Here is a 24,758-nt window from a genome sequence, read left to right as displayed (position 1 = left end):
GCAGGTTCCACAGTTTTTGTAGAATTCGGTTCCGGACGCGGTTTGCAGCGTTGCTTCTAATGCCGGGCCGGGGTCAAATGCCCAACGCCTTCAAGGCCTTCCCGACGTCGCGCGGCGATGTAACGTGCACGGCCGTCAATCCGCGCGCCCGCGCGCCCTCGATGTTCTCTTCGAGATCGTCGAAGAACACGATGCGCCCCGCTGGCACCCCGATCGCTGCGACGACATGGTCGAAAGCGTCGGCATCCGGTTTGCGCAGGCCGATGCTGGATGACAGGTACAGCTCGCGGAAATGGCCGAGCAGATCGGCATATTCCTTCGAGAAATAATCAACATGCGGCCGATTGGTGTTGGAGAAGGCGTAGAGCGGCATCTGCTTTGCCGCACGCGGCAGCAGCTCGGCGATCTCAGGCATCTCGCCGGCGAAGATCGCGTTCCAGCCCTCCAGGAACTGGGCGTCCGAGATGCCGATCCCCAGCGAAGCGCGTAACGAGGCGAAATAGTCCGCGTCGCTGATCTTGCCGACCTCGTGCAGCCGGTAGGCCTCGTCGCGCACATAGCGCGCGACGATGCTTTCGGGCTGGCAGCCGGCGTGCCCCGCCCAGCAGGCGATCGCCTTGGAGAAGTCGATGTCGAGCACCACGCGCCCGAGATCGAACAGAAGCGCATCCGCGCTGCCGGGAGAGAGCGATGTCATTGCGTCCTTTTCACCTCAGGGTCGGCAGGAATCCGCAGGTCAGTACCGATATGGCTCGTGGTCGAACAGCGGGAACGCGCTGAACACGCTCGGCGCGTTGGTGGCGGTCGCCGGATGCAGGAAGGATTTGTCGATCTCGGCAAACGATGTGGCACCCAACAGGCCGAGGCAGCGCAGCACCTCGTCCTCCAACAGCTCCAGCATCCGCGTGATGCCGGCTTCGCCTGAGGCCGCCAGCGCCCAGCATTGCAGCCGGCCGATGCCGACGAGATCTGCGCCTGCCGCGATCGCCTTGACGATGTCGGTGCCGCGACAGATGCCGCCGTCGACCATGATCTTGGCGCGGCCCTTCACGGCCTCGACGATCTCGGGCAGCACCTGCATGGCACCGCGGCCATGGTCGAGCTGGCGGCCGCCATGGTTGGAGACGTAGATCCATTCGACGCCGTGATCGACCGCGATCAGGGCGTCCTCGGCGGTCGCGATCCCCTTCAGGATCAGCGGGATCTTGTACCTGTCCTTGATCATCTTCACGGTCCGCCACTCCAGCCCCTTCTGGTAATCGCCACCGGTGGCGCGCAGGCGGCTTTCGCGAACATAGCGCTTGGCGATGTCACGTTCGCGACGGCTGTAATGGGCGGTGTCGACGGTCAGGCAGAACGCGGCGTAGCCGTTCTTCTCGCTCCGGCTGACGACATCGGCGACGAAAGCATCGTCGCCGCGGACATAGAGCTGGTAGAGCCGGAGCGCATCGGGCGCCGCCTCGGCGGTCTTCTCCAGGCCGGGCTCGGACACCGAGCTCAGCATGTGCGCCGCACCGAAGGTGCCGGCACCGCGCGCGACGCTCGCCGCACCATCCGGATCGAAGATTTCGAGCGCCCCGACGGGCGCGAGCACCACCGGAAGGCGCATCCTGCGGCCGAATTGCTGAACCGAGCCATCCACCTTGCGGACGTCGCGCAGCACCCGGGGGCGAAAGGCGATCTCGTCCAGCGCCATGCGGTTGCGGCGCATCGTGGTCTCGGTCTCGGCGGCGCCGACGATGTAATCCCAAGCGTTCTGGTTGAGGTTGGCCCGCGCTTTCCGGATGAATTCGTGCAGGTTCTGGAACGGCTCGTTGCTGGCGCCGAGTTCGACGTTCCGTTCTGCCCGGATGCCGGGTGCTTCGTTCATTGTTATCCTCCCGAGAATTTGAACCCTTATCTCATCGCCTAACCCGTCCAGCCCTGCAAAACTATCCTAGATTTGCATGGCTGCGAGGCGCGGACCGGCCTACGATTCCGCTTGCAGGTAGGCCAGTCCAGCAACGTTGCCAAAAGTTTAGGTCCGGGCGAAGCAATTTCTGCGGCGTACCCGTCGGCGTGGTATCCCGGCCTTGAAGAAACCAGAATGGTATTGTGAGAAGCGAGCTGGATCGCCAATTGCATGGCGTCTCCCATGTCTCACGAGACAAGCTCAAAGAACCGCCAAAGCAAGAAGGCAAGCCCATCCATGCGGAAATCCCTGCTGTTCCCTCTGGGCGCGCTCACCGGAGCGTGTCTCACCCTTCTTGTGGCCAGTCCGCACGGCGGTGTCTGGGCGGCACGGGCGGCGGCGAGCGCGGACGACGCCTATTCCCAGCTCAATTTGTTCGGCACGGTGTTCGAGCGCGTGAAGGCGAGCTATGTCGAGAAGCCCGACAATGCCAAACTGATCGAGGGCGCAATCACCGGCATGGTGACCTCGCTCGATCCGCATTCGCGCTACATGAATGCCAAGGCCTGGACCGAGATGCAGGAGACCACCTCCGGCGAGTTCGGCGGCCTCGGCATCGAGGTCACGATGGAGGACGGCCTCGTCAAAGTGGTCTCGCCGATCGACGATACGCCCGCCTCAAAGGCCGGCCTGATGTCGGGTGACCTCATCAGCAAGATCGACGGCGAGGCCGTGCAGGGCATGACGCTCGAGCAGGCCGTCAACAAGATGAAGGGCCCGGTCGACACCAAGACCAAGCTCACCATTATGCGCAAGGGCGCGGATGCGCCGCTCGAAGTGGCGATCACGCGCGAGATCATCCATGTGCGCCCGGTGCGCTTCCGGGTCGAGAACGGCGACATCGGTTATATCCGCATCACCTCGTTCAACGAGCAGACCACCGACGGCCTGAAGAAGGCGATCGCCTCGATCTCCAAGCAGGTGTCGCCGGAGAAGCTCACCGGCTACGTCGTGGACCTGCGCAACAATCCGGGCGGTCTGCTCGACCAGGCCGTGTCGGTGTCGAGCGCGTTCCTGCAACGCGGCGAGGTCGTCTCGACCCGTGGCCGCAGTCCGGAGGAGACGCAGCGCTTCACCGCCCATGGCGGCGACCTCACCAAGGGCAAGCCGCTGGTGGTCTTGGTCAATGGCGGCTCGGCCTCGGCCTCGGAGATCGTGGCCGGCGCCCTGCATGACCACAAGCGCGCCACGATCATCGGCACGCGCTCGTTCGGAAAGGGATCGGTGCAGACGATCATTCCGCTCGGGTCCGGCAACGGCGCGCTGGCGCTGACCACGGCGCGCTATTACACGCCGTCGGGCCGCTCGATTCAGGCCCAGGGCATCGCCCCGGACATCGAGATCCTGCAGGACGTGCCGCCGGAGCTGAAGGGCCGCATGGACACCATGGCGGAGTCCCAGATGCGCGGACATCTGTCGGCCGGCGAGGGTGGCGAGCAGACGGGGTCACAGTCTTACGTTCCGCCGGAAGAGAAGGACGACAAGGCGCTGCACGCGGCCTACGACTTCCTGCACGGCGTCACCGCGAACGCCGTTGCGGCAAAACGGGCATCGAAGGGCGCGGTGCCGAACTAGTCCTTGTGAAGAGACAAACGAAATCGCCCGGGAGTGCATCCGCACGTCCGGGCGTTTTCGTCTGAGGCGGTCTGATCGGCAGCCCGCCGGGCTGCATCGGCGTTAACCTGCCTCGCGGCGGCGGCCGCTGCGGCCTTCGCGCTGGGCCAGCCGGCTGCGATGCAGCGCGAACAGCTCCAGCATCTTGTCGGCCGGCTTTGCGGCGCTGAACAGATAGCCCTGCATCTCGGAGCAGCCGAGCGCACGCAGCAGGCGCTGCTGCTCCTCGGTCTCGACGCCCTCGGCCGTGGTCGTCATGCGGCGCGCGGCCGCCAGGTTGACGACGGCCTGGACGATGCTGGCGGAGCCGTCGGGACCGGCGATGTCGTCGACGAAGCAGCGGTCGATCTTGATCTTGTCGAACGGGAAGCGGTGCAGGTAGCTCAGCGACGAGTAACCGGTGCCGAAATCGTCGAGTGCGATGCGGACGCCGATGGCGCGGAGCTGGTGCAGGATCGCCAGCGCGGCATCGTCGTCACGGATCAGCACCGCCTCGGTGATCTCGAGCTCGAGCCGGCTCGCCGGCAGGTTCGAGGCGGCGAGCGCCGCCATGATCTTCAGGGCCAGGGTGCCGCTCTTGAATTGCACCGGCGAGACGTTGACCGCGAGGCGGATGTCGTCGGGCCAGCTCACGGCGTCCCGGCAGGCGGTCGCCAGCACCCATTCGCCGATCTCGTTGATCAGGCCGGTATCTTCCGCGATCGGGATGAACTCCGCCGGCGAGACCATGCCGCGCTCGGGATGGCGCCAGCGCACCAGGGCCTCGCAGCCGGTGATGCGGTCGTCCTTCAGGCTGAGGCAGGGCTGGTAATAGACTTCGAGGCCTCCTCCGAGGCCTCCTTGGGCGATGGCGCGGCGCAGGTCGCCTTCGAGCTGCCGGCGCTCGCGCACCTTGGCATCCATCTCCGGCTCGAAGAAGCGATAGGTGCGGCGTCCGGCGGACTTAGCGGCGTACATCGCCATGTCCGCGTTCTTGAGGATCTGGTCGAGCACCGTGCCGTGTTCCGGCGCGAGCGCGATGCCGATACTGGCGTCGGTGGTGAGATGATGGCCCATGCAGTCGAACGGCGTGCGGATGGCCGCGAACACCCGCGCGACGAGCTCGTCGACCTGGTCTCGTGACGTCACCGCGCTCTGGACCACGGCGAATTCGTCGCCGCCGAGCCGCGCCACGAAATCCGCCGGGCCCGCACAGCGGCGCAGGCTTGCGGCAACCGATTTCAACAATTCGTCGCCGACGAGGTGGCCGAGCGCGTCGTTGACGCCCTTGAACTCGTCGATGTCGATATAGTGCACCGCGATCTCTTCGCCATTGCCGGCCGCGGCCAGCTCGTTGCGCAGATGCTCGTGGAACATGGCGCGGTTGGGCAGATCGGTCAGCGCGTCGTAAAGGGCGAGGTGGGTGATGCGCTCCTCGATGCGGCGGCGCTCGGTGATGTCCTCATGGGTCGCCACCCAGCCGCCGTCCGCGAGCGGCTCGTTGAGGATGTGGATCGAGCGGCCGTCGGAGGTATCGACCACCATGGAATTGCGCGTCTGGATGCCCTTCAGCACGCGCGCGACGTAGGCGTCGACGTCGCCCGTGAACGAGCCGGTTGCCTTGCGATGGGCGATGATGTCGTGAAAACTGCAGCCAGGCTTCACGATTTTGCCCGACAATCCGTACATTTCGATGTAGCGCTGGTTGCAGACCACCAGCCGCTGCTCGGCGTCGAACAGCAGCAGACCCTGCGTCATGTTGTTGACGGCGCGGTCGAGCCGCTGCTTCTCCAGAGTCAGCCGCTCGCGCGAGGCGCGATGCTGCTCCAGCAGCTTGCGCACGACCGCGATCAGCACGCCTGCGATGGCGAGTGCGGAGGCGGCGGCGACCGAGACCAGCATGCCGATCTGCTCGCGCCAGTCGGTCAGGGCCGCGGCACGCGTCGTGGTGGCCATCATCAGGATCGGGAAATTGGGCAATGCGCGCGAGGAGATCAGTCGATCTTCGCCGTCGATGGGGCTGGTGAAACGGCCGGCGAAATGATCGAGCCCGAAAACACGCTGCTGTTCGAACTCACCGGTCTTGAAGTTTCGTCCCATCAATTCGCTGGAGTGGGGATAGCGGGCGAGCAGCGTGCCGTCGCGATGAAGCATCGAGATCGTCGCGCCTTCGCCGAGCGCGACGGAAGCGAAGAACCTTTCGAAATTGGCAGGCTCGATTCCGCGTCCGACGACGCCGAGGAATTCGCCGTTGGGCCCGACGATCCTCCGTGCCACCAAGACGGTCCAGGCACCGGAGATGCGGCTGTGCAATGGCTCGATCAAGACGTCGGGCGAATTGGGATCGTACCTGAAGGTGCGAAAATAGGCGCGGTCGGCCACGTTGACCTTGGGAGCCGGCCACGTCGTCGACGAATTGATCAGGTTGCCTTCGGCATCGATGATGTTGACGCCGCCGATATAGGGCAGCGCCTCGATCTTCGAACGCAGCATCCGGTGCACGTCCTGACCGGAGAGGCGCGCGCGGAAGTCTGCGACGCTCGCGATGCCGATCGAACGGGCGTGATCGACGAAGTCTTTCTGGATGACCGCGAAATCCTGCAATTGCTGGTCGAAGTGATGGGCAAGCATCAGCACGGTGTTTTCCAGCTCGCGGCTGGAGTTGCGCAGCGCCCGGTCGCGGAAATTCTGCGCCATCAGGACGGAGCCTATGGCGATGGCCGCGATCAGCAGCGTGCCGCCCACCACCAGCCAGCGGATCGGTCCGCTGCGCACGAAGGCCTGGTCAAAGAAGCGACTGCCGAATCCTGTCTTCATGCCGATCATTGCCGCGCACACCTCAGGATCAACTTCTGGCCCTGAGAACACCCGTCGGTTTACGGGGACGGTGTGGAGGTAAAGTTAGGAAGCGAGGTTAACGAAGCATGAATTGTCGCAGGCAAAAGCAAGCGACGCGCGTCGCAGGAGCCGGGTCGCTGAAACGAGCGCGCTTCAGGCGCGGTAATGGCCGGACTTGCCGCCGAGCTTCTCGACCAGATGGATGCCTTCGATGCGCACCCCGCGCTCGACCGCCTTGATCATGTCGTAGATGGTGAGGCAGGCGACAGACACCGCGGTGAGCGCCTCCATCTCCACGCCGGTCGGTCCGGTCACCTTGACGCTGGCGCGGACGAGGCAGCCCGGCAGCCTTGCGTCGGGCTCGATGTCGACGATGACCTTCGACAGCGCAAGCGGATGGCACAGCGGGATCAGCTCCGAGGTGCGCTTGGCGGCCATGATACCCGCGATGCGAGCGGTGCCGAGCACGTCGCCCTTCTTGGCATTGCCGGAGACGATCAGATCGAGCGTCGCCTTGGTCATGACGACGCAGCCTTCCGCGACCGCGAGCCGCTCGGTGGCCGGCTTGTCCGACACGTCGACCATGCGTGCCTCGCCGGAGGCGCCGATATGGGTGAGGGCGGGGCCGGCCTTCGTGTTCGAGGCCTTTGTCTTCAAGGACCTGGTCCTGGTCGTGGAAGCCTTGCGCGCCATGTCAGCGCGTACCGGTGGCGCGCGCGCCCGTCTGCCGCGCCAGCAGCGTGCGCGTCGCCGCGGTGACATCGGCCTGCCGCATCAGGCTCTCTCCGACCAGGAAGGTCGACATGCCGACGCGCTCGAGCCGGGCGAGATCGGCGGGCGTGAAGATGCCGCTCTCGCCGACCATCAGACGGTCCGCCGGGATCAGCGGCGCCAAGGCCTCGCTGGTCGCGAGCGTGGTCTCGAAGGTGCGAAGATTGCGGTTGTTGACCCCGATCATCGGCGAACGAAGTTTCAGCGCCCGGTCGAGCTCGGCGCGGTCGTGGATCTCGATCAGCACGTCCATGCCGTAGGCAATCGCTGCATCCTCGAGATCCCGGGCGGTGGCATCGTCGAGCGCCGCCATGATGATCAGGATGCAATCGGCGGCGTGTGCGCGGGCCTCGGCCACCTGATAGGTGTCGAACATGAAATCCTTGCGCAGCACCGGCAGGGAGGTCGCGGCGCGCGCAGCGACCATGAAGTCGAGATGGCCCTGGAACGAGGGCGTGTCGGTCAGCACCGACAGGCAGGCCGCGCCGCCCGCCTCATAGGCCCTGGCGAGCTGCGGCGGATCGAAATCGGCGCGGATCAGGCCTTTCGAGGGCGAGGCCTTCTTCACCTCCGCGATCAGCGCGTAATCGCCGTTGGCATGCTTGGCCTTGATCGCGCGCACGAAGCCGCGCGGAGCCCCTTGCGCCTTCGCCTTTGCCTCGACCGAAGACAGCGGCTGCGCACGCTTGGCGGCGGCGATCTCCTCGCGCTTGTAGGCTTCGATCTTGGTCAGGATGTCCGACATGTCAGGCTCAGCCGTTCGAGACCGCGATCAGGTGCTTCAGGCGCATGTTCGCCGCGCCGCTGTCGAGCGACTTGGTGCCGATCGCAACGCCCTCTTTGAGGTCCTTGGCGCGCCCGGCCACGATCAGCGCGGCGGCGGCATTCATCAAGGCCACGTCGCGGTAGGCGCTCGGCTTGCCATTGAGCACGCTTTGCAGCGCGATCGCATTGGCGTCGGCATCGCCACCCCTGAGCGCGCCGGTCTCGCAGCGCGGCAGGCCGGCGTCTTCCGGCGTCACCTCGAAATTCCGGATCTCGCCGTTGTGGAGCGCGGAGACGAAGGTCGGGCCGGTGAGGGTGATCTCGTCGAGACCATCGGAGCCGTGCACCACCCAGGCGGAGTCGGAGCCGAGGTTCTTTAGCACCTGCGCCAGCGGCTGCACCCACTGCCTGGAGAAGACGCCGACCATCTGCCGCTTCACGCCGGCCGGATTAGACAGCGGGCCGAGCAGATTGAAGATCGTGCGCGTCGCGAGCTCGACCCGGGTCGGGCCGACGTTCTTCATGGCGGGATGGTGGGCGGGCGCGAACATGAAGCCGATGCCGCATTCGCGCACGCAGCGCCCGACCTGCTCCGGCTTCAGATCGATCTTGACCCCGAGCGAGGCCAGCACGTCGGCGGCGCCCGAGCGCGACGACAGCGCGCGGTTGCCGTGCTTGGCCACCGGCACGCCGGCGCCCGCGACGATGAAGGAGGCGCAGGTCGAGACGTTGACCGAGCCGGAGCCGTCGCCGCCGGTGCCGACGATGTCGACGGCGTCCGGCGGCGCCGCGACGGTCAGCATCTTGGAGCGCATCGCCGCGACCGCGCCGGTGATCTCGTCCACGGTTTCGCCGCGCACCCTGAGCGCCATCAACAGGCCGCCCATCTGCGAAGGCGTAGCCTCGCCGCTCATCATGGCGTCGAAGGCGGCAGCGGCTTCGTCACGCGACAGGCTGGCGCCGGTCGCCACTTTTCCAATGATCGATTTCAGGTCGTCCATCGCGTGCTTTCAACTCACTGGTTCGCGCCGGTCACCTGCGCGAAGGCGGCCTGATTAATGGTGGTCCCGATGTCGGTTTCAAGCTTGTTGACGTAGGAGGCGACCTGCTCCTCGGTCTGGGCCCGGTCGAGGGTCTCCTTCAGCTTCTTGACCGCGTCGGAGGCAGCGTCGACCGCGGGATCGACGATGTCGGTGACGCGGAAGACGATGACCTCGGTGCCGCCGGTCACCGGCGTCTGGCCGACGCCATCCTTGGCGGCGCGGAAGGCGGCCGCCACCACTGCTGCGGGCACGCTGGCGGGCGTATCGTCGCGCTTGAAGTCGGTCGCGGTCTCGACCTTGGCGCCGATGGCGGCGGCTTCATCGGCCAGCTTGCCGCCCGCTTCGAGCTTCTTCACCATCTCGCTCGCCTTGGCCTTGAGCTTGGTCGCGATCTGGTCCTGGCGCCAGCGCGCCTCGACCTGGTCGCGGACCTCGTCGAGATTGCGGTCGCGCGAGGGCGTGATGGCGAGCACGTCGTACCAGACATAGCCGCCCTTGTACGAGATCGAGTCGTTGTCGACGCCGACATCGGTGCTGAAGGCCTGCGACACCACGTCGAGGCCCTGCGGAATGTTGGCGACCGGCTGGCCGTTCGGGGCGCGGCCGGAGCGGTCGACGGCGTCGATGGTGACGGCGGTGAGCCCGAGCTTCTGCGCCGCCTCGATCACGCTGGCGCCGCCGCCGCGCTCGTCTTCCATCTTGTCGCGGAGATCATTGACCTTGACGCGCGCGCGCTCGATCGCGATCTCGCGCTTGATGTCGCCGCCCGCGCTGGCGTAGTCCGCCTCCTTGCCCGGCTCGATCTTGTCGACCTTGACGATGGACGTGCCGAGCGCGCCCTGGATCGGCTGGCTGATCTCGCCGGCGGGAAGCGCGAAGGCGGCTTCGCCGACCGCCGTATCCAGCGAAGATTTGCTGACGAGGCCAAGGTCGATATCGGAGGCGCTGAGCCCGCGTTCCTTGCCGAGGTCCTCGAACGACATGCCGCCGACGAGGCGCTCCCGGGCGGCCAGCGCTTCCGCGGCGTTGGGGAAGACGATCTGCTGGATCTGGCGCTTCTCCGGCGTGCCGAGCCGGTCCTTGCGCTGCTCGAACACCTTCCTGGCGTCCTCGTCCGAGACCTCGCTCCACTTGCCGATCTCTTCCGGCGAGACCACCACGAAGGCGATCTTGCGATATTCGGGCGCCCGGAACTGGACCTTGTGATCCTCGAAATAGGCCGCGAGCGCCTCGGGCGAGGGCGCGTCGATCTGGCCTGCTTGGGCGGCATCGAGCCTGACGAATTCAATGGCGCGCTGCTCGTTCTGGTAACGCGTCAGCACGTCGATCATGGCCTTCGGCGGCTCGAGGCCGGCCCCGATCGTGCCGGTGATCTGCCGGCGCAGCGACACCTTGCGCTGCTCGGACACGTAGCGCTGCTCGGTATAGCCGAAATTGCGGATCAGGGCCTGGAAGCGGCTCGCATCGAAATTGCCGCCGACACCCTTGAAGTTGGGGTCGTTCATGATGACCTGGCGGATCTGCTCATCGGACTGACCGAGCCCGAGCCGGCGCGCCTCCTCGTCGAGGGCAGCTTCCGCGATAGTCTGTTGCAGCACCTGGCGGTCGAGGCCGAAGGCGCGGGCCTGGTCGGGCGTCAGCGGTCGGCCGACCTGGCGGCCGATCTGCTGCAGGCGATCGGTGTAGATCTGGCGGAACTCGTTGAGCGAAATCTCAGTGCCGCCGACCTTGGCCACCGTGGACTGCCCGAAGCCCTTGAAGATGTCGGCAATGCCCCAAACGCCGAAACTGATGATCAACACGCCCATCACCACGGCCATAATGATCTTGCCGAGCCAGTTTGATGAGGCCTTGCGCATTCCTCGAAGCATTTGGTCCAACTTGTCTGAGCAGGAGGGGAACGGGAGCGCGTCTTAATGCAGATTCCGCAAAAGCGCGTCACCAAATTGATCCATCATCATAAAGTGGCGGCTTTCCCCCCGCAACCTCGGGTCCTGCGACCGCTTACGGCTGCGGTGAAAAGCCCCAAAGCGTTTTCGAGCGAAGTGGACCCCGGTTCGCCTCTGGAAAACGCGTCAAAACAAGAACCTGGAACTGCGGCAGGTCCTCTGCTAGCGCATGCACAAACCTCATTTTGCTGGGAATTGACATGACCGACGCCATCCGCCCCCTGATCGCCGGCAATTGGAAAATGAACGGCCTGAAGGCCCAGGCCGCCGAGTTCGAGGCCATGCTCGACGGCGCGGCCGGGGTGACCGGCAAGGCCGATCTGCTGGTCTGCCCGCCCGCGACCCTGATTGCCGCCTTCGCCGAGAAGGCGCGCGGCAAGAAGGTCGCGGTCGGGGCCCAGGATTGCCATCCCAAGGCCTCCGGCGCGCATACCGGCGATATTGCCGCGGAAATGCTGGTGGATGCGGGGGCGAGCGCCATCATCGTCGGCCATTCCGAGCGCCGCGCCGATCACGGCGAGGGCGATGCCCTGATCCGCCAAAAGGCCGAGGCGGCCTGGCGCGCCGGCGCGACAGCGATCGTCTGCGTCGGCGAGACGCAGGGGCAGCGCGACGCCGGCCAGACCTTGGAGATTCTGCGCGGGCAGCTTGCGGACTCGCTGCCCGATGGCTCGACCGCCGCGAATCTCGTCGTGGCCTATGAGCCGGTCTGGGCCATCGGCACCGGACTGACCCCCACGGCCAAGGATGTCGAGCAGATTCACGGGTTTATCCGGGAACTCCTGACCACCAGGTTCAAGGCCGAAGGTGGCCGGATGCGCATCCTCTACGGCGGCTCCGTGAAGCCCTCGAATGCGGCCGAGCTGATGGCCGTGAGCAACGTCAACGGAGCCCTGGTCGGCGGCGCCAGCCTGAAGGCGGCCGATTTCCTTGCGATTGCCAAGGGCTGCCCCTAGCTAAGTCCAAAGCGCTGAACAGGACCCGATCGGGGGTGGCAATGCCCCCTCCGATCGTGTAACACCGCGCAACTTCAGGAAAACCCGCGAAGCGCGATCGGCCGACGTCAGGCGCCGCCCGCTTGTGACGGAAGGGCACTATGCAGACCGTTGTCATCGTCATCCATCTCATGATCGTCGCCGTGATGATCGGCGCCGTCCTGCTCCAGAAGTCGGAAGGCGGCGGCCTTGGCATGGGCGGCGGCGCGGGCTTCATGTCGAGCCGCGGCACCGCGAACCTGTTGACGCGAACCACCGCGATCCTGGCCGCCGGGTTCTTTCTGACCAGCATGTTCCTGTCCTGGCACGCCGGCTACAGCCGCGCGCCGTCGTCGATCATCGGCACGCCGGCGTCGCAGGGCCAGCCGGCCGGCGGATCGCCGATCGCGCCGCCGACCTCCGGGGGCATCCTGGATTCGCTGAAGAAGGCGGACGAGCAGCAGCAGGCGCCGGCTCCGACCGGCCCCCAGGTGCCGCGCTCGCAATAAAGCAGGGGGGCCATGCAGGGCGGCTGCTACCGTCCTGCATCAACAATCCCCATCAAGGCACTGTCACCACTCTTAGTTTTGGCTCACCCACAGGCCCGCAGAATCTTTGGGGCGGAATACGAATCGCTTTGGCGAATCGAATGTAGGGGATTAGAGGTTAAGTCCCATGGCGCGGTACATATTCATCACCGGCGGCGTGGTTTCTTCGCTCGGCAAGGGTCTGGCTTCAGCGGCACTCGGTGCGCTGTTGCAAGCCCGGGGCTACAAGGTCCGCCTCCGCAAGCTCGACCCCTATCTCAATCTCGATCCCGGAACGATGTCGCCGTACCAGCACGGCGAAGTGTTCGTGACGGATGACGGTGCGGAGACCGATCTCGATCTCGGTCACTACGAGCGCTTCACCGGCCGGCCGGCGACCAAGGCCGACAACATCACCACCGGGCGCATCTACCAGGACATCATCTCCAAGGAGCGCCGCGGCGATTATCTCGGCGCGACCATCCAGGTGGTTCCGCACGTCACCAACGCGATCAAGGAATTCGTCCTCGACGGCAATGACGACTACGACTTCGTGCTGGTCGAGATCGGCGGCACCGTGGGCGACATCGAGGGCCTGCCGTTCTTCGAGGCGATCCGCCAGCTCAAGAACGAGCTGCCGCGCGATCACGCCGTCTATATCCATCTGACGCTGCTGCCCTACATTCCGAGCGCCGGTGAATTGAAGACCAAGCCGACGCAGCACTCGGTGAAGGAGCTGCGCTCGATCGGCATCCAGCCGGACATCCTGCTCTGCCGCACTGACCGCGAGATCCCGAAGGAGGAGCGGCGCAAGCTCGGGCTGTTCTGCAACGTGCGCGAAAGCGCCGTGATCGAGGCGCGCGACGTCGACAACATCTACGCGGTGCCCGAGGCCTATCACAATGCGGGCCTCGACGACGAGGTGCTCGCCGCCTTCGGCATCGCCTCGCGGATTCCGCCGGAGCTGCGCAGCTGGCAAGAGATCAACGAGCGCGTGCGCAATCCCGAGGGCAACGTCACCATCGCCATCGTCGGCAAATACACCGGCATGAAGGATGCGTATAAGTCGCTGATCGAGGCGCTCTCGCATGGCGGCATCGCCAACAAGGTCAAGGTCAATCTCGACTGGATCGAGAGCGAGATCTTCGAGAAGGAAGATCCCGCGCCGTTCCTCGAGCACGTCAACGGCATCCTCGTCCCTGGTGGATTCGGCCAGCGCGGCGCGGAGGGCAAAATCAAGGCTGCGCAGTTCGCGCGCGAGCGCGACGTGCCGTATTTCGGCATCTGCTTCGGCATGCAGATGGCGGTGATCGAGGCGGCGCGAAACCTCGTCGGCATCGAGGACGCCAATTCCACCGAGTTCGGCCCGACCAAGGAGCCTCTGGTCGGCCTGATGACGGAATGGCTGCGCGGCAACGAGCTCGAGAAGCGCTCACAGGCCGGCGATCTCGGCGGCACGATGCGGCTTGGCGCATACCCCGCGGCGCTGAGCCGCGGCAGCCGCGTCTCGCAGGTCTATGGCGGCGCCACCGAGATCTCCGAGCGCCACCGCCATCGCTACGAGGTCAACACCGCCTACAAGGACCGCCTCGAGCAGCACGGCCTGAAATTCTCCGGCCTGTCGCCCGACGGCGTGCTGCCTGAAATCGTCGAGTACCAGGATCACCCCTGGTTCATCGGCGTCCAGTTCCACCCCGAGCTGAAGTCGCGCCCGTTCGAGCCGCATCCGCTGTTCGCCTCGTTCATTCAGGCAGCGATGGTGCAGAGCCGGCTGGTATAGCCGGCTCGCCCGCCTTTGACGCGCATGCAATTTGTTGCGACAACTCCGCCCCGCAAGAACAACAAAGGGAGTGAACTGCAATGATCTACGAAATGCGCGTCTATCGCTGCGTGCCCGGCCGGCTGCCGGCGCTCTTGAAGCGGTTCGAGACCGCCACGCTGAAGATTTGGGAGAAGCACGGCATCAAGCAGGCCGGATTCTTCACGACGCTGATCGGTGAATCGAACCAGGAGCTGACCTATTTCCTGGCCTGGGACTCGCTCGCCGAGCGCGAGAAGAAGTGGGGCGCGTTCATGACCGATCCGGACTGGATGAAAGCCCGCGCCGAGAGCGAAGCCGACGGCCAGATCGTCGGCAACATCGTCAGCCAGATCCTGACGCCGACCGCATTCTCGGCGGTGAAGTAGCAACCCCTGCCGCGCCCCGAGCTGTCGCAATTGGACCGTCACAATAGGTCGTCATGCCCGGGCTTGTCCCGGGCATCCACGTTCTTGGTGCCGCGTGGCAAGGCGTGGAGGCCGGGACAAACCCGGCCATGACGAAGTGGAGACTCTCGCGCTCCGATGCAATAGTTCTGGCGGCGGCGGGGAACTCTGGCGCAACCCTGATATTCGAACGGTCCGGGCCGAATGGGGTTGATCCGACCCTCATCGCGGCTATGGTCGCGCCGAAACGAGGGATTTGCCTTGAGCTCTTCGCATTCAGCGGCGCCGGTCGTCAGCATCGGAAAGGTCAAATTCGGCAATGATCTGCCGATCTCGATCATTGCCGGACCCTGCCAGCTCGAAAGCCGTCAGCACGCGCTGGAGGTCGCCTCCGCGCTGAAGGAGATCGCTGCGCGGCTGAACATCGGCCTCGTCTACAAGACCTCGTTCGACAAGGCCAACCGCACCAGCGCCTCGGCTGCGCGCGGCCTCGGCCTTGCGCAGTCGCTGCCGATCTTTGCCGAGATCCGCGCCTCGCTCGGCCTGCCGGTCCTGACCGACGTGCATGAGGCCACGCAATGCGCCGAGGTCGCGCAGGCCGTGGACATCCTGCAGATCCCGGCCTTCCTGTGCCGGCAGACCGATCTGCTGCTGGCTGCGGCCGCGACCGGCAAGGTCGTCAACGTCAAGAAGGGCCAGTTCCTGGCGCCGTGGGACATGGCGAACGTCGTCACCAAGATCACGAGTGCTGATAATCCCAACGTGCTCGTCACCGAGCGCGGGGTGTCGTTCGGCTACAACACGCTGGTCTCCGACATGCGCGCGCTGCCGATCCTGGCGCGCACCACCGGCGCGCCCGTGATCTTCGATGCCACCCATTCGGTGCAGCAGCCGGGCGGGAAGGGGACCTCGTCAGGCGGCGAGCGCGAATTCGTGCCGGTGCTCGCTCGTGCTGCGGTCGCGGTCGGCGTTGCCGGCGTCTTCATCGAGACCCATCCCGATCCTGATCGCGCGCCCTCCGACGGCCCCAACATGGTGCCGCTGCGCGAGTTCGAGGGGCTGATCGCCAGACTGATGGCGTTCGACGCGCTGGCAAAGAACCCGCGCTGATGCAGCAAGGCGGGGCGCGGGCGCAGGATCACGGCTTGCCGACAGCGCTCTACGTCATCTCGGGCGCAAGCTTCGCGGCGGCCTTGTCGGCGCGCGCGCTCGATCCGGTGCTGCCGCACGTCGCCGAAGATTTTAACGTCAGCATCGCCACGGCTGCGGGCTTTGCCGCGGTGTTCGCCTTCACCTTCTCGATCATCCAGCCGATCATCGGCGCTGCCGCCGACCTGTTCGGCAAGACGCGGCTGATGATCTTCTGCCTCGCGCTGCTCGGCCTCGCCAACATCCTGGGCGCATTCGCGACCTCGTTCTCGGTTCTGTTCGCGACCCGCATCCTCGCCGGCATCGGCTCGGGCGGCGTGTTTCCGGTGGCGCTCAGCCTGACCAGCGATCTCGTCGGACCCGAGAAGCGCCAGGTCGCGATCAGCCGCACGCTCGCCGGCGCCATGACCGGCAATCTGCTCGGCGCCTCGGCCTCTGGCCTGATCGGCGATTTCCTCGGCTGGCGCGGCGTGCTCGCGGTGCTCGGCGCGCTCGTGATCGTGGCGTCGATCGCAGTCGCCGCCGGCTTTCGCGGCGCCAGGGTCAAGCCCCCGCCGCAGACGAGCCTGTCGGCCCTGAAGGCCGGCTATCGCACCATCTTCACCAACCCGAATGCCTATGTCTGCTATTCGGCGGTGTTCATCGAGGGCTGCTGCGTGCTCGGCCTGTTTCCCTACATCGCCTCGTTCCTGTTCGAGCTCGGCCAGACCTCGCTCTCGATCGCCGGCATCGTCATCGCCGGCTTTGCGGTCGGCGGCCTGTTCTACACGCTGACGGTGTCGCGCCTGCTGCCGTGGCTGGGGGTGAAGGGCATGATGATATCAGGCATGGCGCTGGTGGCCTCGCAGCTCGTCGCCGTCGCGTTCGGACCGCGCTGGGAAGTGCAGGCGCTGAATCTCATTGTGATGGGATGGGGCTTCTACATCGCCCATGGCTGTCTGCAGGTCTTCGCCAGCGAGCTCTCGGTCGAGGCGCGGGCCACCGCGCTGTCGCTGCATTCGTTCTTCTTCTTCATGGGGCAGACCGTGGGCCCGCTCGCCTATGGCTTCGGACTCCAGCACGCCGGCAAGGTCCCGACGCTGTTCGCGAGCGCAGGGATCATGGTGGTGCTGGGCGTTGTCTGTGCCCGGCTGCTCAAGCAGCGGGCGCCGTCGGATGCGAGGGTCTGACGAAAGTCGCGCGGGAACCCTGCAACTAAATCGGACGGTCTGACCTTCAGCGTGCTACAGGCGGGAATGACAAAGTTCCTGATCGCCGCGCTGCTCGCCATGGCTCCGGTCGCCGCGCAGACGTCTCAAGCCCAGCCCAAGCCGCCCGTGACCGATCGCGAGCAGGTGCAGGCTGACCGCGCGAAAGCGGCTGCCGAGGAAAAGAACGCCCCGACCACGCGACCCTGGGACAGAGATGCCAACGGCAAACGTCCCTGGGAAAGGTCATCCGTCTCCAAGTAGCGCGCGCGATGGCAGTTTCGGGAAGCGTGATATTCGGGCCGTAGAAGATCGAGCGAACGAAGTTTGTTACATCCTCGATCGGATCACACCAGACAGCACTGGTCGGCGCTTCGTCGTCGGCAAATTGCTGTCTCAGACATTCCTCGACCTTTTCGACGAGAGGACCATCGCCAAGCAGCGGCTTCTGGCAAACGCTTTCACCGAGCGAGATAAGCCGCATCATCGCCAGTACGTCGAACGCAAATCTGGTCGTCCGTTGTTGTCGTCCATCTCGGCCTTCCGGACGACCTCCGTCCGGATCAATGGGGCGGAAATCTTGAGATTCTTCAGTGGCTTATGGGCCAAGAAGGCCGGCTAGAGTGTTGTAACTTAGTGGATTTTCAGGGCTCGGCGTACTATACTGGAGACAAGGAGAATCCATGTCCGCCCAACGGTCCGCGACCAAGCCTCACTATACTGCTGGCGTCATCCAGCGGTTGGCGACCGCCAACAACGTAGCGGTGGTCGTGACGCCGAACGATGTCTTTGCCCATCACGTTACACGGCTCTCCGGCGACGACGTGAATTTCGATCCCATCGAGAATACCATCGTGGCGCTTCAGCGCGCCGGGATTTTGGATCGTGTCCAGGCCGTGCGCCTTCAGGCGCGCTATCTTCGCGAAAGGCGTCCGTGACGTTTGATCCATTCGGGGATTTCGCGACGCGCGGCTATTTGCGCAACGTTGCAAAGGCCAAGGACCCCGAAATCGTTCAACGTCTTCTGCACAATTCTTTCCTGACCGGCATCGATGCGGCCTTGGATCACCTCAAGGCGCGGCCTTCTTTGAGCTATGACGACGTTCTAAGAACGCACGAAACGCTCTTCGGGGCCGTATTTCCATGGGCTGGAGAAGATCGACACACCAACGCGCCCCACATCCACGTGAAGAAGGGTGCAATCTTCTTCGCTCATCCCGACGACATTCGCAGATCGATCGACTACGCGCTGGATAAGGGACAAGACAAAGCCTTCATGGCGGAGAAGCCTGGCGAAGTGATGGGTTATCTCGCCTACGGTCATCCTTTCCTCGATGGTAATGGCCGCACCATCATGCTGACCCATGCCGAGCTTGCGCGCCGCGCGGGGATCGGCATCGACTGGTCGGCGACGGATAAGGACGAATACCTCGCCGCTTTGACGGAAGAACTCGTAGAGCCCGGTAAAGGCAAGCTGGATGCGTATCTGAAGCCATTCATCCGCAAGGGTTCGCAAATGAAAGACATTGCGGGTGCGATCAAGTCCGCGCCGGGCTTGGATGGCGTTGAAGCCGATACCGTCGCGGGCGACACAACAGATCCTACGGTCAAGGCGCAATACGAAGCGCAGGAAGTCAAGCGCAAGGGCGATCAAGGCTCGGCACAGAAAAGCTAAGCCTTGACGAATGGTCGGCGGACATTCCTTGCGGCTGCAAGATCTGAACGTTGCTTACATCGCGGGCGCATTAAATGCCCAAGTCTACGGAGGAATTGGTCTACGGTGCTCTGACGAGAGGGGCGCTTCGCCGCTCACCTCGTTCTCAGCCCCGCCCGCGATAGGGCGCGACGCCTTGCTCGGGCACCCACAGGCCCTCGGGCACGCAGCCGGTCTGCCAGAACACGTCAATCGGAATGCCACCGCGCGGATACCAGTAGCCGCCGATGCGCAGCCATTTCGGCTTGATCTCGCTCGCGATGCGCTTGCCGATCATCACGGTGCAGTCCTCGTGAAAGGCGCCGTGGTTGCGGAAGCTTGCGATGTAGAGCTTGAGCGATTTCGACTCCAGCAGCCACGCACCCGGCGCGTAGTCGATCATCAAATGCGCGAAATCCGGCTGGCCCGTGACCGGGCAGAGCGAGGTGAATTCCGGCACGGTGAAGCGCACCAGGTAGTCGGTGCCCTTTTGCGGATTGGGCACGCGGTCGAGCTGCGCGTCTTCCGGTGTGTGCGGCCACTCGACCGCACGGCCGAGCTGGAGGGATTTCTTCGCCATCGCTTGCATCCTTTGAGGATGCCGGGATGGACGCAAATATCGCCGCCGTCAACCGGCGGCAATCGTCTGGATCATGACGATGCGGTCGTTGCCGGACTCGCAGCCCCACAGCTCGCCCGGCCGTCCGTCGAGCTGGCGCACATTGGCATTGGCCTTGTCGCTGGCGAAGACGTTGAACGTCTCCGTAGCGGGATCGAAGCGCACGATGGCGTTGGCGGAAAAGTCGGTCAGCCAGACCTTGTCCTTGTCGTCGACGAAGACGGCATAGGCGCGGGGGCGTTCGCCCGGCAGCTTCCACGTCTTCCACGACCCATCGGCGGGATCGTGCACCGAGACGTGGCCGCTATTCCATTCGCTGACCCAGATCCGGCTCCTCGAATCCGACCACACCCGCCGCGAGCCCTGGCGCAGCGTCGGCGGCTCGACGACGCTGGCGTTGCCGGTCGCAAGGTCGATCCTGGCGATATGGCTGCCGGCGAGCGAGGCGTACCAGACATCGCCCTTGGGGGTGACCGTGATGCCGTAGGGACCGACGCCTTTGGGCGCCCTGAACACATTCATATCGCCGGACTTCGGCGCGAGGCGGCCGTAATAGCCGGACTGACCGGTGAACCAATAGGTGCCCTCCTTGTCGAACACGCCGGTGTTGAGGTTGGCGGCAGCGAACTTCTCCGGCAGGCGGAACAGCGTGACCTTGAGATCGGAGGGATCGACCCGCGCGATCGCGTTCTGGCCGCCCTCGGTGATCCAGGGCGCACCGTCGGGGCCGATGGTCACGCCATGCGGGGCGGCGCCTTCGCCGAGGCTGACCGTCTTGAAACGGCCATCCCGGGGATCGAGCCTGCCGAGCAGGCCCTTGCCCTGCGCCGTGAACCAGACCGAACCGTCGGGGGCGGGGGCCAGATCATGCAGGCCGATGCCGGCACTGATCGGGAAATATTTCGTCCGGAACGGGCCCTCCTGGGCGAGAGCTGGCCGGGTCGCGAGCAGCGCGGCGCTCGAGACGAGAAACTGGCGGCGATTCATGGCGTTACCCCGGCTGGTTCAGATTGAGGTTGGACGCGCAGATCAATCGAAGGCGAGCTTAGCCCCGGCCGCCTCACGCGTCAGTCGAAGCCCACCGTCCAAGCGTTCACATTTGCTTGCGGCCCGTGTAAGACCCGCGGCACCGATCAGCCCTAACGAACGGAAGTGCACATCATGACCGCCATTATCGACATCATCGGCCGCGAAATCCTCGACAGCCGGGGCAATCCCACCGTGGAGGTCGATGTCGTGCTGGAGGATGGCGCGCTCGGCCGCGCTGCCGTGCCCTCCGGCGCCTCGACGGGCGCCCATGAGGCGGTGGAACTGCGCGACGGCGACAAGGCCCGCTATCTCGGCAAGGGCGTCAGCAAGGCGGTCGGCGCCGTCAACGGCGAGCTCTTCGAGGCCCTCAGCGGCCTCGATGTCGAGCAGCAGGCCCAGATCGACCAGATCATGATCGACCTCGACGGCACGGCGAACAAGAGCCGGCTGGGGGCCAACGCCATCCTCGGCGTTTCGCTGGCCTGCGCCAAGGCCGCCGCGAACTCGCTCGACATGCCGCTCTATCGTTATGTCGGGGGCACCTCGGCGCGCCTGTTGCCGGTGCCGATGATGAACATCATCAATGGCGGCGTGCATGCCGACAACCCGATCGACTTCCAGGAATTCATGATCCTGCCAGTCGGCGCGTCCTCGTTCGCCGAGGGCCTGCGCTACGGCGCGGAAGTCTTCCACACGCTGAAGTCCGAACTGAAGAAGGCCGGCCACAACACCAATGTCGGCGACGAGGGCGGCTTTGCGCCGAACCTGCCGTCGGCCGACGCCGCGCTCGACTTCGTCATGAACGCGATCGGCAAGGCCGGCTTCAAGGCGGGAAGCGACATCGTGCTCGGCCTCGACTGCGCCTCGACCGAGTTCTTCAAGGACGGCAAGTACGTCTATGAGGGCGAGGGCAAGACCCGCTCGATCTCCGAACAGGCGAAGTATCTTGCAGACTTGGTCTCGCGCTATCCGATCGTCACCATCGAGGACGGCATGTCGGAAGACGACATGGACGGCTGGAAGGAGCTCACCGACCTCGTCGGCAAGAAGTGCCAGCTGGTCGGCGACGACCTCTTCGTCACCAATGTCAAGCGCCTCGCCGACGGTATCAAGGCCGGCCGCGCCAACTCGATCCTGATCAAGGTCAACCAGATCGGCACGCTGACCGAGACGCTCGCCGCCGTCGAGATGGCGCACAAGGCGGGCTACACCTCGGTGATGTCGCACCGCTCCGGCGAGACCGAGGATTCCACCATCGCCGACCTCGCGGTCGCCACCAATTGCGGTCAGATCAAGACCGGCTCCCTTGCGCGTTCCGACCGCACCGCCAAATACAATCAGCTCCTGCGCATCGAGCAGCAGCTCGGCAAGCAGGCGCTGTACGGCGGCAAGGCGGCACTGAAGGCGCTGGCATAAGCCGGCGCCGCGCAAAGACGGACAGGGGAGGACCGACATGAGCGACGACAAGTCCGGACTGCAGCTGCGTTCGCTGCTCAAGAAGAGCGGTGAGCTGGAATTGTCGCTCGTGGAGGTCCCGACACCGGAGCCGGCCGACGACGAGGTCGTCGTCCGCGTCGAGGCGACGCCGATCAACCCCTCCGATCTCGGGCTCCTGATCGGCCCGGCCGACATGTCGGCCGCCAAGGCCTCCGGCACCAAGGAGATGCCGGTTATCACCGCGACGATGCCGGAGGCGGCGATGCGGATGATGGGAGGCCGGCTCGATCAGTCGCTGCCGGTCGGCAACGAGGGCGCCGGCACGGTGATCCGGACCGGCGCGTCGGACGCGGCGAAAGCCCTGATGGGCAAGACCGTGTCGATGATCGGCGGCGCGATGTACACGCAGTACCGCGTGCTCAAGGTCCGCGACGTCATGGAGCTGCCGGCGGGCACCACGGCCGCCGACGGCGCGTCCTGGTTCGTCAATCCGCTGACCGCGCTCGGCATGACCGAGACGATGCGGCGCGAGAACCACAAGGCGCTCGTGCACACCGCGGCTGCGTCCAATCTCGGCCAGATGCTCAACAAGATCTGCATCAAGGACGGCATCGGCCTCGTCAACATCGTCAGGAGCAAGGAGCAGGCCGATATCCTGCGCAAGATCGGCGCCAAGTACATCGTGGATTCCAGCGCGCCGAGCTTCACGGACGATCTCACCAATGCGCTGGTCGAGACCGGCGCCACCATCGCGTTCGATGCCATCGGCGGCGGCAAGCTGGCCAGCCAGATCCTGACCGCCATGGAAGTCGCGGCCAACAAGACCGCGAAGGAATACAGCCGCTACGGCTCCAACGTGTACAAGCAGGTCTATATCTACGGCAGCCTCGACAATCGGCCGACCGAATTGAGCCGGTCGTTCGGTCTGACCTGGGGCGTCGGCGGCTGGCTGCTGACGCCATTCCTCCAGAAGATCGGTCCGGCCGAGATCGGCCGCCTGCGCCAGCGCGTCGCGTCCGAGCTCAAGACCACATTCGCCAGTCACTACACCAAGGTGGTCTCGCTGGCCGAGACGCTCGATCCCGCCAACATCGCCGTGTACGCCAAACGCGCCACCGGCGAAAAATTCCTCATCAACCCGAATAAATAATCGTGATCTGCGACGGCAGGTCACCGAAGGAAAGGTCTTGCCTTCTGCGCGCAGCGCGAGATTAAATTCCGCCGCCATTGCAAGCGGAAAAACCGCAAAGCGCTCAGAAGGGACCTTCCATGACCGATCTCAATCGCCGTCATCTGCTCGCAGGCGCCGCCGCCCTCGGTGCGGCTGCCGCGGCTGGGCTTGGACCGACCGCCGCCAAGGCCGCAGCGCCGCTGGCCGGAACGCAGGCGCCGGGCTTTTATCGCTACAAGGTCGGCAGCTTCGAGTGCACCTCGATCAACGACGGCGCGCGCACCTTTCCGATGCCGGACAAGTTCGTCGCCAACATTCCGAAGGAGGAAGCGCTGGCCGCGGGGGAGGCGGCCTACATGCCGAAAGGCATGGTCACGATCCCGTTCAACCCGCAGCTCATCAATACCGGCTCCAAGTTGGTGCTGATCGATACCGGCAACGGCATCGCCAATCTGGAGGCGAGCAAGGGCGCTGTCGGCCGCACGTTGCAGAACCTGCAGGCTGCCGGCGTCGACCCCAAGAGCGTCGACGTCGTGCTGCTGTCGCATATGCACGGCGACCACATCAACGGCGTCCGCCTGGCCGACGGCGCGCTTGCCTTTCCGAACGCGGAGATCATGGTGCCCGCCAAGGAGTGGGAGTTCTGGACCAGTGAGGACAACGCCGCCAAGGCCGAGTCCAATCAGGGGCTGAAGGCCGCCTTCGCCAACGTGAAGAAAATTTTCGCCGGCCTCGAATCGAAGGTGACGAAGTACGAATGGGGTAAGGAGGTCGCGCCGGGCATCACCTCGATCGCGACGCCGGGCCATACCCCCGGCCACACCTCCTTCGCGGTTGCCTCAGGCGATGCCAAGGTGCTGATCCAGTCCGACGTCACCAACATCCCGGAATTCTTCCTGCGCAATCCGGACTGGCACGTCATGTTCGACATGGACGCCGCGATGGCGCAGCAGACGCGTCACAAGTTCTACGATATGGCGGCAGTGGAGAAGGCGACGGTGGTCGGCTTCCACTTCACCTTCCCGTCGGTCGGTCATGTCGTGAAGGATGGCGCCAAATATCGCCTGATCCCGTCGGCGTGGAATCCGACGATCTGAGCGGGGTTAGCATCTGCGCGCAAGGATGGGGCCGCCGCTTGGCGGCCCGATCGTTTGGACCATCATCTGCTTGCGCGAAACGCAGCGTTTCCAAATCGGGTCGGTTCATGCACTTGCATCCATCGGGCCAGATCGCTTAAGTGCTGTCGGCACCCTCCCTCAAGGTTCAAGGACATCTCATGGGCTACAACATCGTCACGATCGCCGGCAGCCTGCGCAAGGAAAGCTTTTCGCTGAAGATCGCCAACGCGCTTGCCAAGCTCGCGCCCGGCTCGCTGAAGCTGGAGGTCATCACGCCGGCCGGCATCTCGTTCTTCAATCAGGATCTCGAGGGTGCGCCGCCCGCGGACTGGCTGGCCTTCCGCGACAAGCTTCAGAAGTCGGACGGCGTCCTGTTCGTCACCCCCGAATACAATCGCTCGATCCCGGGCGTCCTCAAGAACGCCATCGACGTCGCCTCGCGCCCCTATGGCAAGAGCTCGCTGCTCGGCAAGCCGATCGGCATCATCTCGAACTCGCCGGGACCGCTCGGCGGCGTCAGCGCGGCCAAGCATCTCCAGAACATCCTGCCGGGCATCTCCGGTCCGCTGCTGCAGCAGCCGGAAATCTACCTCAACGGCGTCGGCGATGCCTTCGGCGCGGACGGCAGCCTGACCAAGGACTCCCTGAAAACGGTGCTGCAGCAATACATCGACGCCTTCGCCGCGCACGTGGCGAAACATCAGGGCTGAGGCCAAATATCCCCGCGGCCACACCCCAG

General features: G+C 65.0%; 23 protein-coding genes. 14 read left to right on the top strand and 9 right to left on the bottom strand.

Features of this window, described 5'->3' with window-relative positions; all coding sequences use genetic code 11:
- Nucleotides 1-73: 73 nt before the first annotated feature.
- Nucleotides 74-697 carry an HAD family phosphatase gene (locus DCM79_RS11620; RefSeq protein ID WP_257179958.1) on the bottom strand — a complete coding sequence of 208 codons (624 nt, stop codon included), beginning with the start codon at nt 695-697 and terminating at the stop codon, nt 74-76.
- A gap of 39 nt (nt 698-736) precedes the next feature.
- Entirely contained in the window at nt 737-1,870 is a 1,134-nt protein-coding gene (locus DCM79_RS11615; RefSeq protein WP_257179957.1) for an alpha-hydroxy acid oxidase, read from the bottom strand.
- 318 nt (nt 1,871-2,188) lie between these two features.
- Here DCM79_RS11615 and DCM79_RS11610 point away from each other — a divergent pair, with 318 nt between their 5' ends.
- A complete protein-coding gene (locus DCM79_RS11610) occupies nt 2,189-3,526 on the top strand; it encodes a S41 family peptidase (protein WP_257179956.1) in 1,338 nt (445 codons plus the stop codon).
- Nucleotides 3,527-3,628: 102 nt separating this feature from the next.
- On the opposite strand, the gene DCM79_RS11605 is transcribed toward DCM79_RS11610, so the two are convergent.
- The 5 genes from DCM79_RS11605 to DCM79_RS11585 form a co-directional block, all read right to left on the bottom strand.
- Nucleotides 3,629-6,361 (bottom strand): EAL domain-containing protein, encoded by a 2,733-nt coding sequence (locus DCM79_RS11605; RefSeq protein ID WP_257179955.1) that lies wholly within the window; start codon nt 6,359-6,361, stop codon nt 3,629-3,631.
- 174 nt (nt 6,362-6,535) lie between these two features.
- Complete coding sequence (gene moaC / locus DCM79_RS11600; RefSeq protein WP_257179954.1) at nt 6,536-7,075, bottom strand: cyclic pyranopterin monophosphate synthase MoaC; 540 nt, start codon at nt 7,073-7,075, stop codon at nt 6,536-6,538.
- A gap of 1 nt (nt 7,076) precedes the next feature.
- Nucleotides 7,077-7,898, bottom strand: coding sequence for an indole-3-glycerol phosphate synthase TrpC (gene trpC / locus DCM79_RS11595; RefSeq protein WP_257179953.1), 822 nt, complete (start codon nt 7,896-7,898; stop codon nt 7,077-7,079).
- Between the two features lie 7 nt (nt 7,899-7,905).
- Nucleotides 7,906-8,919, bottom strand: coding sequence for an anthranilate phosphoribosyltransferase (gene trpD / locus DCM79_RS11590; RefSeq protein ID WP_257179952.1), 1,014 nt, complete (start codon nt 8,917-8,919; stop codon nt 7,906-7,908).
- A gap of 14 nt (nt 8,920-8,933) precedes the next feature.
- The gene (locus tag DCM79_RS11585) at nt 8,934-10,832 is read right to left on the bottom strand and encodes a peptidylprolyl isomerase (RefSeq protein WP_257179951.1); all 1,899 of its coding nucleotides are present in this window, start codon (nt 10,830-10,832) and stop codon (nt 8,934-8,936) included.
- A 278-nt stretch (nt 10,833-11,110) separates the two neighbouring features.
- Between DCM79_RS11585 and tpiA the strand changes: the two genes are divergently transcribed.
- From tpiA to DCM79_RS11540, 9 genes are all read left to right on the top strand, one after another.
- Nucleotides 11,111-11,866, top strand: coding sequence for a triose-phosphate isomerase (tpiA, locus tag DCM79_RS11580; RefSeq protein WP_257179950.1), 756 nt, complete (start codon nt 11,111-11,113; stop codon nt 11,864-11,866).
- Nucleotides 11,867-12,006: 140 nt separating this feature from the next.
- Nucleotides 12,007-12,393 (top strand): preprotein translocase subunit SecG, encoded by a 387-nt coding sequence (gene secG, locus DCM79_RS11575; protein WP_028136194.1) that lies wholly within the window; start codon nt 12,007-12,009, stop codon nt 12,391-12,393.
- A gap of 166 nt (nt 12,394-12,559) precedes the next feature.
- A complete protein-coding gene (locus tag DCM79_RS11570) occupies nt 12,560-14,191 on the top strand; it encodes a CTP synthase (protein ID WP_257179949.1) in 1,632 nt (543 codons plus the stop codon).
- Nucleotides 14,192-14,271: 80 nt separating this feature from the next.
- Nucleotides 14,272-14,598, top strand: a complete 327-nt coding sequence (locus tag DCM79_RS11565; RefSeq protein ID WP_028136196.1) for an NIPSNAP family protein — start codon at nt 14,272-14,274, stop codon at nt 14,596-14,598.
- Between the two features lie 279 nt (nt 14,599-14,877).
- Nucleotides 14,878-15,726 (top strand): 3-deoxy-8-phosphooctulonate synthase, encoded by an 849-nt coding sequence (gene kdsA, locus DCM79_RS11560; RefSeq protein ID WP_257179947.1) that lies wholly within the window; start codon nt 14,878-14,880, stop codon nt 15,724-15,726.
- The gene (locus DCM79_RS11555) at nt 15,726-16,934 is read left to right on the top strand and encodes an MFS transporter (protein ID WP_257179946.1); all 1,209 of its coding nucleotides are present in this window, start codon (nt 15,726-15,728) and stop codon (nt 16,932-16,934) included. The genes kdsA and DCM79_RS11555 overlap by 1 nt, the downstream gene beginning before the upstream one ends.
- Before the next feature lie 66 nt (nt 16,935-17,000).
- Nucleotides 17,001-17,216, top strand: coding sequence for a hypothetical protein (locus tag DCM79_RS11550; protein WP_028136199.1), 216 nt, complete (start codon nt 17,001-17,003; stop codon nt 17,214-17,216).
- A gap of 419 nt (nt 17,217-17,635) precedes the next feature.
- The gene (locus DCM79_RS11545) at nt 17,636-17,890 is read left to right on the top strand and encodes a hypothetical protein (protein WP_028136200.1); all 255 of its coding nucleotides are present in this window, start codon (nt 17,636-17,638) and stop codon (nt 17,888-17,890) included.
- On the top strand, nt 17,887-18,627 hold the full coding sequence (locus tag DCM79_RS11540) for a Fic family protein (RefSeq protein WP_257179945.1): 741 nt from the start codon (nt 17,887-17,889) through the stop codon (nt 18,625-18,627). The genes DCM79_RS11545 and DCM79_RS11540 overlap by 4 nt, the downstream gene beginning before the upstream one ends.
- 145 nt (nt 18,628-18,772) lie before the next feature.
- Here DCM79_RS11540 and queF read toward each other — a convergent pair whose 3' ends face one another.
- Together queF and DCM79_RS11530 are read right to left on the bottom strand one after the other, a co-directional pair.
- Entirely contained in the window at nt 18,773-19,234 is a 462-nt protein-coding gene (gene queF, locus DCM79_RS11535; RefSeq protein WP_257179944.1) for a preQ(1) synthase, read from the bottom strand.
- A 39-nt stretch (nt 19,235-19,273) separates the two neighbouring features.
- The gene (locus DCM79_RS11530; RefSeq protein WP_257179943.1) at nt 19,274-20,251 is read right to left on the bottom strand and encodes a lyase; all 978 of its coding nucleotides are present in this window, start codon (nt 20,249-20,251) and stop codon (nt 19,274-19,276) included.
- Between the two features lie 174 nt (nt 20,252-20,425).
- Here DCM79_RS11530 and eno point away from each other — a divergent pair, with 174 nt between their 5' ends.
- The 4 genes from eno (at nt 20,426) to DCM79_RS11510 (ending at nt 24,729) form a co-directional block, all read left to right on the top strand.
- Nucleotides 20,426-21,709: a phosphopyruvate hydratase gene (eno, locus tag DCM79_RS11525; RefSeq protein ID WP_135164479.1), complete on the top strand. Its 1,284-nt coding sequence runs from the start codon at nt 20,426-20,428 to the stop codon at nt 21,707-21,709.
- Nucleotides 21,710-21,746: 37 nt separating this feature from the next.
- Nucleotides 21,747-22,880 (top strand): zinc-binding dehydrogenase, encoded by a 1,134-nt coding sequence (locus DCM79_RS11520; RefSeq protein WP_257179942.1) that lies wholly within the window; start codon nt 21,747-21,749, stop codon nt 22,878-22,880.
- A 119-nt stretch (nt 22,881-22,999) separates the two neighbouring features.
- The gene (locus DCM79_RS11515; protein WP_257179941.1) at nt 23,000-23,998 is read left to right on the top strand and encodes an MBL fold metallo-hydrolase; all 999 of its coding nucleotides are present in this window, start codon (nt 23,000-23,002) and stop codon (nt 23,996-23,998) included.
- 179 nt (nt 23,999-24,177) lie between these two features.
- A complete protein-coding gene (locus DCM79_RS11510) occupies nt 24,178-24,729 on the top strand; it encodes an NADPH-dependent FMN reductase (RefSeq protein ID WP_257179940.1) in 552 nt (183 codons plus the stop codon).
- Nucleotides 24,730-24,758: the final 29 nt, after the last annotated feature.

This window comes from Bradyrhizobium sp. WBOS07, assembly GCF_024585165.1.
Classification (GTDB): Bacteria; Pseudomonadota; Alphaproteobacteria; order Rhizobiales; family Xanthobacteraceae; genus Bradyrhizobium; species Bradyrhizobium japonicum_B.
Note: the sequence above shows the minus strand (reverse complement) of the source record. Positions and strands in the feature narration are given on the sequence as shown.

What these genes read in the sequence shown, in the direction of transcription:
- trpD (WP_257179952.1), bottom strand. Translation starts at nt 8,919, where the DNA reads ATGGACGACCTGAAATCGATCATTGGAAAAGTGGCGACCGGCGCCAGC.
- secG (WP_028136194.1), top strand. Translation starts at nt 12,007, where the DNA reads ATGCAGACCGTTGTCATCGTCATCCATCTCATGATCGTCGCCGTGATG.
- DCM79_RS11515 (WP_257179941.1), top strand. Translation starts at nt 23,000, where the DNA reads ATGACCGATCTCAATCGCCGTCATCTGCTCGCAGGCGCCGCCGCCCTC.
- DCM79_RS11545 (WP_028136200.1), top strand. Translation starts at nt 17,636, where the DNA reads ATGTCCGCCCAACGGTCCGCGACCAAGCCTCACTATACTGCTGGCGTC.
- DCM79_RS11570 (WP_257179949.1), top strand. Translation starts at nt 12,560, where the DNA reads ATGGCGCGGTACATATTCATCACCGGCGGCGTGGTTTCTTCGCTCGGC.
- DCM79_RS11620 (WP_257179958.1), bottom strand. Translation starts at nt 697, where the DNA reads ATGACATCGCTCTCTCCCGGCAGCGCGGATGCGCTTCTGTTCGATCTC.
- DCM79_RS11555 (WP_257179946.1), top strand. Translation starts at nt 15,726, where the DNA reads ATGCAGCAAGGCGGGGCGCGGGCGCAGGATCACGGCTTGCCGACAGCG.
- tpiA (WP_257179950.1), top strand. Translation starts at nt 11,111, where the DNA reads ATGACCGACGCCATCCGCCCCCTGATCGCCGGCAATTGGAAAATGAAC.
- DCM79_RS11550 (WP_028136199.1), top strand. Translation starts at nt 17,001, where the DNA reads ATGACAAAGTTCCTGATCGCCGCGCTGCTCGCCATGGCTCCGGTCGCC.
- queF (WP_257179944.1), bottom strand. Translation starts at nt 19,234, where the DNA reads ATGCAAGCGATGGCGAAGAAATCCCTCCAGCTCGGCCGTGCGGTCGAG.
- moaC (WP_257179954.1), bottom strand. Translation starts at nt 7,075, where the DNA reads ATGGCGCGCAAGGCTTCCACGACCAGGACCAGGTCCTTGAAGACAAAG.
- DCM79_RS11565 (WP_028136196.1), top strand. Translation starts at nt 14,272, where the DNA reads ATGATCTACGAAATGCGCGTCTATCGCTGCGTGCCCGGCCGGCTGCCG.
- DCM79_RS11610 (WP_257179956.1), top strand. Translation starts at nt 2,189, where the DNA reads ATGCGGAAATCCCTGCTGTTCCCTCTGGGCGCGCTCACCGGAGCGTGT.
- DCM79_RS11520 (WP_257179942.1), top strand. Translation starts at nt 21,747, where the DNA reads ATGAGCGACGACAAGTCCGGACTGCAGCTGCGTTCGCTGCTCAAGAAG.
- DCM79_RS11510 (WP_257179940.1), top strand. Translation starts at nt 24,178, where the DNA reads ATGGGCTACAACATCGTCACGATCGCCGGCAGCCTGCGCAAGGAAAGC.
- DCM79_RS11530 (WP_257179943.1), bottom strand. Translation starts at nt 20,251, where the DNA reads ATGAATCGCCGCCAGTTTCTCGTCTCGAGCGCCGCGCTGCTCGCGACC.
- DCM79_RS11605 (WP_257179955.1), bottom strand. Translation starts at nt 6,361, where the DNA reads ATGAAGACAGGATTCGGCAGTCGCTTCTTTGACCAGGCCTTCGTGCGC.
- eno (WP_135164479.1), top strand. Translation starts at nt 20,426, where the DNA reads ATGACCGCCATTATCGACATCATCGGCCGCGAAATCCTCGACAGCCGG.
- trpC (WP_257179953.1), bottom strand. Translation starts at nt 7,898, where the DNA reads ATGTCGGACATCCTGACCAAGATCGAAGCCTACAAGCGCGAGGAGATC.
- DCM79_RS11615 (WP_257179957.1), bottom strand. Translation starts at nt 1,870, where the DNA reads ATGAACGAAGCACCCGGCATCCGGGCAGAACGGAACGTCGAACTCGGC.
- DCM79_RS11585 (WP_257179951.1), bottom strand. Translation starts at nt 10,832, where the DNA reads ATGCTTCGAGGAATGCGCAAGGCCTCATCAAACTGGCTCGGCAAGATC.